The organism is Limnothrix sp. CMB-01, assembly GCF_055193175.1.
The window spans coordinates 4,450,388-4,462,747 of sequence record NZ_CM143720.1; the positions used below are offsets into that span (position 1 = coordinate 4,450,388).

Sequence of the window (12,360 nt, forward strand, 5' to 3'; positions counted from 1 at the left end):
TGGAGAGCACCAAAATGCAATCTATTCAGATCAAGTTATTTGATGGTGAGCAGTTTTCTACCCGAGAAAAAGAGTCATTAAATAACTCTTCGCAAAAATCAGACTTAGTGAATGATGAAAGCATTAGTGCTAAGTACATAGCTCAAGAGTCTAGAATCATCACTGAACAAGCCCGATATCCTCTTGAGTCTATCGTAAGAATGTTGGAGGCTAAGACTGATGATGGTGTGTCTAAATATAAGCTAGATGCAGAATTTCAACGTCGTCGGCGTTGGGATTCAAAGCGGCAGTCAAGGCTTATTGAGTCATTTATTATGAATGTCCCTGTACCGCCTATCTTTTTATATGAAATTGAGTATGCGTCATATGAAGTAATGGATGGACAACAACGGATGGGCGCAATTTATGATTTTTACAAAGACAAGTTTCAGCTAGAAGAATTGCAATATTGGAAAGAGCTAGAAGGAAGACGATATAGCGACCTTCCCAAAAAAATCCGTGAAGCAATTGACAGACGATATATTTCATCAATCATTTTGTTAAAGGAAAGCGCCAAGTCCGAACAAGATGCTAGAACTCTACAAAGAGTTGTGTTTGAAAGGCTTAATAGTGGGGGTATCAAGCTAGAGCCTCAAGAAGCCCGAAATGCAATTTATAGTGGGCAATTTAATACACTGTGTATTGAGCTTGCTAATAGTGAAGAGGCGGCTGGAAAAATATTCAGAGATTTATGGAATTTCACTCAGTCCATCAATCTGAATGAGAATGATGATGAAAGCTCAGAGGTTACTAGCAATAATCCTTGGAATAAGATGGAGGATGTAGAACTAGTACTTAGATTCTTTGCATATCGACAGATAGATAAATTTCAAGGATCGCTAGTGTCGATTCTTGATCGTTTTCTGGACTTTGGAAACAGAAATTTCAGTGATGAATTACTGGGTCTCTATAAATCTTTATTCAATGAGACTATTATTTTAGTCAATGATGTACTGGGTGAAAGCGCATTTCTATTATGGCGCAGAGCTAGGAAAGGAAGCAAAAGAGATGGTGAATGGGAGTGGAGTAAACAGCCTATGAAAGTAGTCTATGACCCTATTATGCAAGCTTTTAGCCAATACGCAGATAATCCTGAGGTTCTGAAAGCTAAAAAATCAGTGATTCAAAGTAAACTGAAAGAGTTTTATCAAGAAAATGATGTGATTTTCGGTGGACGAAAAACCACTGTAGGAGATGTCGCATTGAGAATTACTAAAATGCAAGGGTTTTTAAGAGGAATCTTGTGATCCTAGTCGTTGAGAGCTTGCCATTAATCATCCAAGCTTGATTCTTAGTGGTCAAGCGAGAAATATCCTAAACATCAGAAATCATAGTATCTTTATCAAAACTTATGCTGAGCAATAGCTTTCTCGAAATGAGTGAAAGATTTAGAAGGTTGAGAGACTACCTTGTCACTAATCACTTAGAAAATGAAATACTGAGAGTTCTCAAATCTAACTCACTGATACTTTCCGCGCGACCTGAATTCAGTAACTTGGAGAAATTAGTCAGTCAGACTTTGGAGGCAAGAACTACTAAGAAAGAGGTAAGTCATAACGCCGTAATTATAACTATGTATAGTAATTTTGAGGCATTCATAGAGTCAGTATCGATAGAGTATCTTGAAAATTTGCGAGAGATATCTCTTTCGTATAGTCAACTACCTGAGAAAGTCCAGAAGACACACTTTCTGAAGTCCATAGACTTTATTAGGTTTATAGAAAATGAGAAATATGAAGATTTGACTTCAAAAGAAGTAATCATTCAAAATCTTCATCACTGCTTCACAAATAATACGAATTATCATCTCAATAGCATCGCATATACCAACCATCGACAGAATTTTCGATTTGAATTTATAAGAGATTTTTTCTCCGATTTAGGCATTGACAATATCAACAAACAAGTTCTTGAAGAAACTCTTTTTCTAAAAAAATTGACTGATCTTGATAAAAACGAAAATTTAGAGGCCAAAACCGGATTTAGTTTTAGTCCCAACTTAGCAGAAGGGAAGAATTTAGAAGAAGGGAAGAAATTTTTATCAAAAGTAATCAATGACTTAGTGATGAGAAGAAATATCATATCCCACGGTTGGCAACACAACCTAGATTTTCTTTCTCAGGAAAGCATGATTATTTATATTGAAATAATCATTTTGTATGCAAGAGGATTGCAGAGTATTTTGAGGAACAACTTCTTATTTCACAAGACGAAGAGTCTTGATTGTAAAAAATTTACTATTATTAAAGTCTTTAGCAATAAAAGGACTATCGGGTTTACGATTGAGGCTCCAGCTAGACTCAAGATGAAAATTGGCGACGAGATCATAATTCAAACTCGAAGAGAGAAGATGCAATATGAAACATTTCTAATTAAATCTATATCGATCAACTCTAAAATTGCCAAAAATAAAATAGTTGATATTTCCACATTCAACGGCAGCCTGCAAATTGCATTAATGCTAGATTCAGAGACTCTGATTAGCAGTTCCGAACCTATTGAAGATATGGAAATATTATGGACTCGAATTCGCGAGAATAAATCATTTATTTATATATTTAGTTAGTTAGAGTGAGAGAGCTACTTATTGAGAAGATAGAGAATTACTACTCAGTCAATGATTTTTGTTGTTGAGGGCTAGTATGGTCAAAAATCTAGAATCAGCTAGTTGTACCATAATTCTGATCGAGCGTATTGGTGAACTGTGCGATCGCTGGCAGATCACTGAATTTGCTTTGTTTGGCTCAGTCTTGCGCGATGACTTTCGCCCCGACAGCGACATCGATGTTTTAGTTAGCTTTGCCCCCACCGCTCAACGGGGCCTCACGGAAACCCTGCAAATCCGTGATGAACTAGAAGCACTATTCGGCCGTCCCATTGACTTGTTGGTAAAAGCCGCGATCGAGCGCAGTGACAACTGGTTACGCCGCCAAAACATCCTCAACACAGCACGAGTGATTTACCGTTCACCCCAATTTTGAGGGTTGACCATGACAGCCTCCCCGATCGCCCAAAACTCAACCGATAAAGACGCGGTACTGATGCGATCGCTGGCGGGGCAATCACGCCATCCTCACCTGGCTCAAATCGTGATCGCCCTGCGCGATAACCTACTCAACATCTACGGCGATCGCCTAGCCCACCTCATCCTCTTTGGTTCCCAAGCCCGAGGCGATGCCAAACCAGACTCCGATCTCGATTTGCTGATTGTTCTGCACGACCAGAAAGCCAAAATCGATCGCCTGCAAGAACAAGAACGAACCCAGTTCATCACCGACCTTTGTCTAGACTATGAATTAGTCATCTGCCCCATTTTCTGGCTAGAGCATCAACTAGATTGGGAACACCATCCACTCCTACAAAATATCAAAGCCGACGGAATTTCACTAATCAATCTGAGCTCGAACGAGATAATTAATTAGGAGCCTTGTACCCATTCTGTAAAACTTCTAGAAGGCACGCACCGCCTCCCGTAGCACAATGTCTTTCAGGTAGGGGCGCAGCGACTGTGACGATGCCAGCCTCCCCGATCGCCCAGAAGCTGACCGATTAAAATACTAAGTAGATTAGCCGTCAGGAAAAATGACGATTACAGCCAGCACCGCAAGAAATCGATTATGCCCGCCAAAGATATTTTCCATGATTGCGTCAAAAATTCTCTAGCTAAAGCAGGCTGGACAATCACCCATGATCCCTTTCGGATTCGATTAACGCGCAAAAACCTTTTTGTTGACCTCGGTGCCGAGCGCTTAATTGCAGCCGATCGGGGCACAGAAAAAATCGCCGTTGAAATCAAAAGCTTCACCCGCGCCTCCGACATCAAAGATTTAGAAGATGCCCTCGGTCAATTTATTCTTTATGAACGACTCCTCTTCCGCTACGCTCCCGAAAGAACCCTTTATTTAGCTGTCACCCATTCGGTCTACAAGACTGTTTTTGAAGAAGAAGCTGGCCAAATACTGCTTGAAGATAAATTAATTCGCTTGCTGACATTCGACCCTAACCAGGAGGTTATTAAGCAATGGATTTCAACTTAGACACCGACCAATCAATCATTCAGAAACTCTTCAATAGCTACATTGAATTCTTAGGAACCAGTGATGATGTTCAGCTAGAAACAATCATCGATACTCAGAACCACCATTATCTGTTGGTTGAAGTTGGCTGGCACAATGGACGACGCATCTATGGCACGCTTCTACACATTGACATCATTGATCAGAAGCTTTGGATTCAACAGGATGGAACAGAAGAAGGAATCGCCGATGAACTAGTCGCTTTAGGAATTCCCAAAAATCGCATTGTTCTAGGATTTAAACCCAGCGATCGCCGTCAAATCACTGAATTTGCTGTTTCCTAAACCGCTTGTCGGAACCATCACTCAGCACTGTCCGAAACACCCAATCTGGAGCGTTGACCATGCCAACCTCCCCGCCCCAATCAAGCATTCAGCTAGAATCGATCAACCACTCATCCAACATCATTCTTGATCATTGGCAGCGCGGAACCTGGGAAGAATTCATCGAGATCGCCCAACAAACCAACCCCAATAGTTGTCAGAATTCGCGAGGCTACTACTACAACGGCTGGATGCGCCTGGAACCCACTCGATCGGGTGCGGATCAAGCACGTAGCCATGCCATGATTCCCAGTTTAGTCGGCTTGTACGCAGCCCTTGCACCAATGAAGCTGGCGGGCTACGTGAATCCCATTATTCAACGGTGTCAACAACAGCAAGCACAACCGCACCTAGCGTTTTATATTGATCGCGACCTCAAAGACCTGCCAACCGGCAATGCACCGATCGACCTCGATCGCGAAGATGACGGACAAATCACCCGCTGGCTAATCGATCAATTCCAGGAGAAATCTTGAGTCAAAATGCCAAAGTTATCGACTTCTTACTTGGTCATCTGCCCCATTTTCTGGCTAGAGCATCAGCTAGATTGGGAACACCATCCACTCCTGCAAAATATCAAAGCCGACGGAATTTCACTGATCAATTAAGGTGCATTTTCCCAATCAGGAGAAAGGGCACGGAAATTAAAGAAATCAGCACGGGGATGACAACGAATGCAGGTGCTGAGTTGAACGGGGTCTGGTAGCTGAACGCGGGGGTGCAAAGCCTTGAAAGTGGTGGTTCTGCCAACGCGGTAGTTAATTTGTTCGTTGTTTTCGGCGGGGCGTGAATATTCTTTCAAATAGTTCCAAATGATTTGGAGGCTGGGATCTCGGGGTGTTTCAATCGTGGTTCCGTAGTGGTCGCGATCACGAATCAGATTTCGCCAAACCTGACTGGGCATCAATCCTGGGGGCACGCCGATATGGCAGGAGGCGCAATTTTCCAGGTACAGTTCTCGCCCCAGCGTGAAAGAGGGCGCAACGCGATCGATGTCGCCGTTGGGGTCGATGAGCACTGATCGCTCGGCTTGGGCGATGACCGATTGGCCAGAATCCGCGATCGGGAGCGAACTCGGCGCGATCGCCCGGGCCAACCCGACCCCAAACAGCATGGCCAGCAGTGCCAGCAGGAGCGCAACCCCCCAGGATGCACGCCGCGATCGGATGAGATGCCCAAATTTGCTGTCTGCCATGCCCGATGGTTGCCGTGAAGGATTTAGAGGAAAAAAATGGGTGGGAGCTAGTCTACGGGAATCGTTTGCAGGAGCCGATCGACCACGGTGCGGGCATTTTTGCCCCCAGCGGGAATCAGACGGTGCGCCAAAACCGAGAGCGCCAATTGTTTTACGTCATCGGGCAAAATATAGTCCCGATTTTGCAAGAAGGCGAGGGCTTGGGCGGAACGTTGCATGGCAACCGCGCCCCGGGGACTGACTCCAAGGGTGATTTCGTCATCTTGGCGGGTCGATCGCACCAGGCGCAAGATATAGTCCTGGACTGCGGCGGAAACCTGCACTTGGCGACAGGCCTTTTGCAGTTCCCGCACCGACTCCAGCGTAATGCAGGGTTGCAAATCTTGGTCGATCGCCCCCATCTGGTGTCGCTGCAACATCCGCAGTTCATCTTCCGCCGACGGATAGCCTAGGGAAAAGGACAGGGCAAAGCGATCCATTTGGGCTTCCGGCAGCGGAAACGTCCCTTGATACTCGATCGGGTTTTGGGTCGCAATCACAAAAAATGGCTCCGGCACGGGCCGCGACAACCCATCCAAGGTCACCTGCCGCTCTTCCATCACTTCCAACAACGCCGCTTGGGTGCGCGGTGTGGCCCGGTTAATTTCATCGGCCAACAACACATTGCTGAAAGCGGGCCCCGCCACAAACTCGAATTGCCCCTTTTGGGGATTCCAAATATTAGTACCGGTCACGTCGGCGGGCAACAGGTCGGGGGTGCATTGCAAGCGCTGGAACTTACCATCAATCGATCGCGCTAGGGACTTGGCCAACAGCGTTTTGCCCACCCCGGGCACATCCTCCAGCAGCGCATGGCCACCCCCCAGCAGCGCCACCAACACAAGCTGGATTGCCCCATCTTTGCCAACGATCGCCCGTTGGAGATTGTTCTGAAGTGCTTGCAGTGCCTGTTTGTGCGACTCGATCGTCGGCGAACTTTCACCCATAATTCAATCCTAAAATTTGGCCGAATTGGGCCGAACTTGGCAAAGCCAGCTCCAGAGCTTCCGCCCTGAGGGTGCAACCCCAAGGAAATGGCCCCAAGCCATCGGCAAGCCATGAAACTGTCGGTCTGAAGGCGGCGGAGGGGCTGGGAAACCAAGCCTTCCGTCAGCTTAACTTAAGGGAACGGCAGTGAGGCGATCGCGGGCCTGTTGACGATCCTGCTCAATTTGAGTTTTCAGGTCTGCCAAAGATGCAAACCGCTGCTCTGGGCGCAGAAAATCAACTAACTCGATCGTCACCCATTGTCCATACAAGTCTCCTGACCAATCCAGCAGATGCACTTCCACGGTCACCGCCGCCTGTTCACCGACCGTGGGCCGCCGACCAATATTCGTGACTCCCGGCCGCAGGGAACCATCGGCCAAGGTGACCCGCACCGCATAGACCCCCAATCGGGGCAGTAGTTTTTCCGGGGGAATGGTTAAGTTGGCTGTCGGGAAGCCCAATTGCCGTCCCAGTTGTTGACCCGCTTCCACCCGTCCGGCGATCGCGTAGGGCCGGCCCAGGAGCGCTTGGGTCTTATGCACATCCCCATCCCCAAGGGCGGCCCGAATTCGGGAACTGCTGATGCGCCCTTCTTGGTCAGACATCAGCGACACAATTTTGACCGGCACGCCAAATTCGGCGGCAATTTCTCGCAGGCGATCGGCCGTCCCCGATCGACCTCGGCCAAAATGAAAGTCGGCCCCCACGGCGATCGCCCGGGCCTGCAAGCCCCGAATCAGGATCTCCACCGTAAAATCTTCGGGGGTCAAATCCGCCAGCGATCGACCAAAGGGCAAAATCACAAATTGCTCAATTCCCAGGCGATCGAGCACCTGCGCCTTCTCATCCATCGGTGTGAGCAAAGGGTGCGATCGCCCACTGAAAAACGCCTTGGGGTGGGGCGAAAAGGAAACCACCGTGCTCACCGGCATCGAACCTGGCTCAGCGGCAGAATCACTTGGGTTGATCGCCGGGCCATTCAAAATGGGCGCAATTACCCGTTGGTGACCCCGATGCACACCATCAAAATTACCGAGTGCGATCGTGGTCGGCGACAGTACCGAATCCAGTGCAGACGTGATCCAAACCAATAGGACTCTCTAAGCTCCCCGAACAACAAACTCCTGCGAGCTGCGCCCTCTAGATCGATCGACAACCTAGAGTGATGACCTAGACCGAGATCCAGGTTCATGACTCCGATGCATTACCTAGCTCAGGACTTGCTAGCTCAAGACTTACTAGCTCAAAACCCGATCGCGGCAATCTCAGCTTAGTCCAGGTGTGCAATCTAGGGATGGCTGTCAGTCATCTAGGCGAGCACCGTCACCTCTGGGCGAATGGTCGGTTGTTCCGGTCGTCGGGGGGTCAGTTGAATCGTCATCCCCTCCATTGCAATCAACGCATGGGGGAAAGCCGCCGCCGCCTGCCGACCCATTTCATCCAAGAAGGCATCCGTGTGCAGAGGATCATGATGGAAAATGACCAACTGGTCAACATTGGCCGCCTGCGCCACCTTCACCGCCTCTTGCCAGGTGGAATGGCCCCAGCCCACCTTGCTGGTCTTAGGCGAATTGTATTCATCATCGGTGTAGGTGGCATCGTAAATCAGCACATCCGCATCCTTGGCCAGGTGCAGCACGTTCTCATCCAAGCGATCGGAAAAATGTTCCGTATCGGTGACGTAAGCCACAACTCGCCCTTGCCAGGTGATGCGATAGCCCACCGCTTCGCCAGGGTGATTGAGAGACGCATTTTCCACATGCAGATCATCGATCGCGATCGTGTCTCCCACCTGCATGTCATAAAAGGCCAAATCCGCCCCCATCACTTGCAGGGGAACCGGGAAGTTGGGATGCAACATTTGGTCATTCATGCGCTGCTTAATCGTCGCCCCATTGGGCGCGGGCGCTCCATAGATGTGGAAGCGATTGCCCTTGATAAAAGCAGGCACAAAGAACGGGAAGCCTTGAATGTGGTCCCAATGACTGTGGGTGAAGAACATGTGGGCTTCAACGGGCATCTCGGCTAGCATGGACTGCCCCAAGACCCTTAACCCCGTACCACCATCAAAAATCAACCGACGATCGCCCACGCGCATTTCGACACAGGGGGTGTTACCGCCGTATTTAACCGTCTCAGGGCCGGGGCAGGGAATACTGCCACGAACACCCCAAAAGCGGATCTGGAACTGGCTGTTCGGACTGGACATGGGTAAGCGGATAAGCCAAATTTCAGTGCAGAGTGACGCTCCCCGATGCCATACAGCCTAGCGCGATCGGTCGCATGACTGGGGAAAACATTGCGGTGGGTCAGCAGATGGAGATTCAGGCGGAATTCATACGGAGCATGACCAACGATGTTTGCCGAAAGCATTGCCGAAAACAACCGACGGTCGCAGCCCGGCCCTAGGCCTAGATTGCATTGCTGAGGAATGCATCTCTAGAATTTTCAGCAAGAATTCCCAGTGAGGAATCTCGGCTTGAAGTTCTAGATTGACTTTGCATTAGGCCAATTGATGCACAGGGATTCGCAAGATGCAAGGTGGTTGGACTGTCACCCAGGTAGAGTCTGGTGAAACCAAAACTAGAGTAAAGCCGCATTCGCACAGGCGAGGTGATTTAAATCAAAGCTTGTCCCGATTGCCGTCAGATTTGTAGTCTGGGATAGCATTTGGGCGATTCTAAAATTTTCACCGACCTAGAGCTTTGACCCAGATCCTCGACCCAGATCCTCGCCTCAGAGGCCAAAGCTAGTGTTGGGCCCTGAGCGGCTCCGCAACCTCTGGATCCAGATCCTGAATCCGGATGACGGATTGATCAGACAGATCAATCAGCAAGCGTGAAATTCCAGCAGCGCTGGGTGACTTCGATTGTGACCCGTTGGGCCCCGATCGTGCCAGGTTATGACCCGACAACTATATTGACCTAATCTGACTCAATTGGGCACTAACCGTTTTGACGAATCGAAACCGATGGCGGGTGGGGGTTGCCCAAGGAAGCGATCGAACCTGAACCTGTTGAACCTCCCAGCATCTTAGCTGACATTCTCCGCCGGCCTGTGAGGGAGAACACAGGCGATCGGGGCAATTTCCGCAAGGATTTAGGGTAGGTTATCCCTCGTTTCGCAGATTGGGGAACAGCGTCCGGAATCCTTAAGGCTTCCAGCGCAATTCCGACCCAGATGATTCGGGCCAAGCGCCATCGCCAAACCTCATGGCCCAGACTTGACTAGGATCCCTGTGGTCAAGATCTGCCGCTAGACATCGGAGCCGTCTTTGGTTCATTCTGGGTCTGATCTGACCGGGCTTGATTGGATTTGAGGACAAGCGGAGGCTAGCCCCTACCATTGGCTTGGGCTGAGTCCACCGATCGGGGGTCATCCTGGAGTCATGGCCTGAGAGCGATGACTGGGGAGCGATGAACTTGGGGAGAACTGCTGGGGCGTGAGTCTGCCTGGGCTGTGCCTCTGTTTAAGCTTTCCTGGAGATCTCCATTTTTGAGTCCTGCGCTGTTGACTGCGGGTGTGGCTGATCGTGATCCAACTGCTACTTAGTCTATTGAATTGCTCTAACCAGTGCCATTAGGAGACCATTTACCATGCGATCGCGCACTGTCCGAGAGGGGGCCGTTGGTCTGCTGGTGCTATTGGGACTGGGGCTGGTTGCGGTGCTGAGTTTGTGGCTCAGTGAAACCTATTTGGGTCGTCGTCCCTATCGTTTAATTGTTGAGTTTGCCAATGCCGATGGGCTGAAGGTTGGCTCGCCGGTTTTGTTCCGTGGTGTACCGGTTGGCAAGGTGACGGACATTCGGGCGGCTTCCAATTCGGTTGATGTGGTGATTGAGGTGGAAAATCCGGAGCTACGGATGCCTCGCCAATCCTCGGCGGAAGTCGATCGCACCGGGTTGATTGGCGAAGCATCGTTGGCCATTCGCCCCCTCAACGACAGTCGGCCAGTGCCCACAGTGGGGCCGGGGCCAGCCCAAGGGGATTGTGATTCCCAGTTGCTGCTTTGTGGGGGCGATCGCCTGGTGGGCAGCCCGCCCATTAACTATGGATCGCTGATTCGGGCGATCGTCAAAATTGCGGATTTGATTACGGATCCGACGTTTCAAGGCAAGGTCGATCGAGCCATGGGCAACCTCAACGCCACCACGGCCGAAATTCGCCAGCTCAGTCGAGATGCGGCCAGTTTGGCGCGATCTCTACAGCAGGAGGTGCGCACCTTTGGTAACACCGCCCGTTCGATCGCCCGCACCTCAGACACCATTAACCGCGCCACGGGCAGCACCACCACGGCCATTGTCCGCACCGCCAATTCCCTGGAGCAAACCAGTACGAGCGTTAATGGGCTGATTGTCAGTAATCGAGGAAATTTGAGCCGAACGCTGACCAGCTTGGCGGAAACCAGTGCGAGCCTGCGCAATGCGTTGGGAGAGGTTGCGCCCGCCATGCGTCAGTTACGCGGTAGCAACCTGCTGCAAAATTTGGATGCGCTGACGGAAAATGCGGCCCAAACGGCGGCCAATTTGCGGGACATCACGGGGGCAATTAAGAGTCCCCAGAGTCTGTTCATGTTGCAACAAACGGTGAATTCCGCGCGATCGACCCTCCAAAATCTTGAAAAGATTACCAGTGATTTGGATGAGCTGACGGGCGATCCACAATTTCGCAGCAGCTTGCGGGTGATTATTACGGCGCTGGGGCAATTTCTGGCCACTACGCAACAGCTTGAGGAACAGGTGCAAGCGCCGGCCCCGGGGCCGGAACGGGCAACCCCGCCCGCCAATCGATCCACCAACCGGCCCGCTAACCGATCCGAGAGTGAACCGGATGCGGATGTGCGGTTTGAGCGTTAGTGGCTTGAGCGTTAGGGATTTGGGCGAGTGTTCGTGAAGAAAGCCGATCGCCCGCTTAATCTGCTTCGGGAGCCTCGTAGTCCGGGGGAAAATCCGCTGCGGGCCACAACAATCGCAGACCCATAATCGCAAACCCGATCGCGGCGGCTGCCTTCACCAAGCGGGTGGGCAAAAGTTGGGCCGTGCCCTCGCCAATCACAACCCCAATCAGGCTGGCGAACACCAGGGCGGCCGCTGTGCCCGCAAACACGGCTCGGGGCGATCGGGAACCACCACTGAGGGCGATCGCGGCCAGTTGGCTCTTGTCGCCCAATTCCGCCAAAAACACGGTGATAAAACTCAGTCCCAGTAATTGCCAGTTCATTTCCCTACCCTCCAACCATGGCTTCCCACAACAGGGAGACGGATACCATCAACAGAATTGCGCCCACGATGGTTTCCAAGGTTTTGATCGACACCCAACGAGCCAGGAGCTGACCCAACAGCACACCAATCAAACTGGTGGAAATGAGGGCGATCGTGGCCCCCAAAAACACCACCCAAGGTTGATGGGACTCGGCAGCCATCAGCAGAACAGCCACTTGCGTTTTGTCCCCAAATTCCGCCAAAAAGATGGCGATGAAGGTGGAGGCAAAGGCGCTGAGGAAATTGCTGCGGGCGCTGGTGGCGGGCGATTGGGCCGCTGATGGGCGATCGGGTTGTGCCTCGGACTGGGCCGGGGTGAGGGCAGAAGGATCAGACAAGTTCACGGGATCTCGTAACGGCGGCGGGAAACGGCGAAAACAAGGCGAAAACAAATGAGATCAGCAGAAATCAGCAAGAATTAACGCTGATTTTCACAG

The 12,360-nt window shown here is 50.4% G+C and carries 14 protein-coding genes; 8 read left to right on the forward strand and 6 right to left on the reverse strand.

What is annotated here, in order from left to right; translation table 11 throughout:
* Positions 1-14: 14 nt before the first annotated feature.
* From ACZA91_RS18375 to ACZA91_RS18405, 7 genes are all read left to right on the forward strand, one after another.
* A complete protein-coding gene (locus tag ACZA91_RS18375; RefSeq protein ID WP_463183948.1) occupies positions 15-1,286 on the forward strand; it encodes a GmrSD restriction endonuclease domain-containing protein in 1,272 nt (423 codons plus the stop codon).
* Between the two features lie 104 nt (positions 1,287-1,390).
* The gene (locus ACZA91_RS18380) at positions 1,391-2,605 is read left to right on the forward strand and encodes an MAE_28990/MAE_18760 family HEPN-like nuclease (RefSeq protein WP_463183951.1); all 1,215 of its coding nucleotides are present in this window, start codon (positions 1,391-1,393) and stop codon (positions 2,603-2,605) included.
* A 76-nt stretch (positions 2,606-2,681) separates the two neighbouring features.
* The gene (locus ACZA91_RS18385; RefSeq protein WP_463183953.1) at positions 2,682-3,020 is read left to right on the forward strand and encodes a nucleotidyltransferase family protein; all 339 of its coding nucleotides are present in this window, start codon (positions 2,682-2,684) and stop codon (positions 3,018-3,020) included.
* A 9-nt stretch (positions 3,021-3,029) separates the two neighbouring features.
* Positions 3,030-3,461: a nucleotidyltransferase domain-containing protein gene (locus ACZA91_RS18390; RefSeq protein ID WP_463183956.1), complete on the forward strand. Its 432-nt coding sequence runs from the start codon at positions 3,030-3,032 to the stop codon at positions 3,459-3,461.
* A gap of 195 nt (positions 3,462-3,656) precedes the next feature.
* Entirely contained in the window at positions 3,657-4,076 is a 420-nt protein-coding gene (locus ACZA91_RS18395; protein ID WP_463183957.1) for an element excision factor XisH family protein, read from the forward strand.
* Positions 4,061-4,399 carry a XisI protein gene (locus tag ACZA91_RS18400; protein WP_190530606.1) on the forward strand — a complete coding sequence of 113 codons (339 nt, stop codon included), beginning with the start codon at positions 4,061-4,063 and terminating at the stop codon, positions 4,397-4,399. The genes ACZA91_RS18395 and ACZA91_RS18400 overlap by 16 nt, the downstream gene beginning before the upstream one ends.
* A gap of 59 nt (positions 4,400-4,458) precedes the next feature.
* Positions 4,459-4,914, forward strand: a complete 456-nt coding sequence (locus ACZA91_RS18405) for a hypothetical protein (RefSeq protein WP_463183959.1) — start codon at positions 4,459-4,461, stop codon at positions 4,912-4,914.
* Positions 4,915-5,042: 128 nt separating this feature from the next.
* Here ACZA91_RS18405 and ACZA91_RS18410 read toward each other — a convergent pair whose 3' ends face one another.
* From ACZA91_RS18410 to ACZA91_RS18425, 4 genes are all read right to left on the reverse strand, one after another.
* Positions 5,043-5,633, reverse strand: coding sequence for a diheme cytochrome C (locus tag ACZA91_RS18410; protein ID WP_099531934.1), 591 nt, complete (start codon positions 5,631-5,633; stop codon positions 5,043-5,045).
* A gap of 47 nt (positions 5,634-5,680) precedes the next feature.
* Entirely contained in the window at positions 5,681-6,619 is a 939-nt protein-coding gene (locus tag ACZA91_RS18415; RefSeq protein WP_190355069.1) for an AAA family ATPase, read from the reverse strand.
* A gap of 168 nt (positions 6,620-6,787) precedes the next feature.
* Positions 6,788-7,753, reverse strand: coding sequence for a bifunctional riboflavin kinase/FAD synthetase (locus ACZA91_RS18420; RefSeq protein WP_463183961.1), 966 nt, complete (start codon positions 7,751-7,753; stop codon positions 6,788-6,790).
* A gap of 218 nt (positions 7,754-7,971) precedes the next feature.
* Entirely contained in the window at positions 7,972-8,871 is a 900-nt protein-coding gene (locus ACZA91_RS18425; protein ID WP_099531931.1) for an MBL fold metallo-hydrolase, read from the reverse strand.
* A 1,387-nt stretch (positions 8,872-10,258) separates the two neighbouring features.
* Here ACZA91_RS18425 and ACZA91_RS18430 point away from each other — a divergent pair.
* Positions 10,259-11,518: an MlaD family protein gene (locus ACZA91_RS18430; RefSeq protein ID WP_463183963.1), complete on the forward strand. Its 1,260-nt coding sequence runs from the start codon at positions 10,259-10,261 to the stop codon at positions 11,516-11,518.
* A 55-nt stretch (positions 11,519-11,573) separates the two neighbouring features.
* Here ACZA91_RS18430 and ACZA91_RS18435 read toward each other — a convergent pair whose 3' ends face one another.
* Positions 11,574-11,882: a TMEM165/GDT1 family protein gene (locus ACZA91_RS18435; protein ID WP_099531929.1), complete on the reverse strand. Its 309-nt coding sequence runs from the start codon at positions 11,880-11,882 to the stop codon at positions 11,574-11,576.
* A 4-nt stretch (positions 11,883-11,886) separates the two neighbouring features.
* Positions 11,887-12,267, reverse strand: a complete 381-nt coding sequence (locus ACZA91_RS18440; protein WP_463183964.1) for a TMEM165/GDT1 family protein — start codon at positions 12,265-12,267, stop codon at positions 11,887-11,889.
* Positions 12,268-12,360 lie beyond the last annotated feature (93 nt).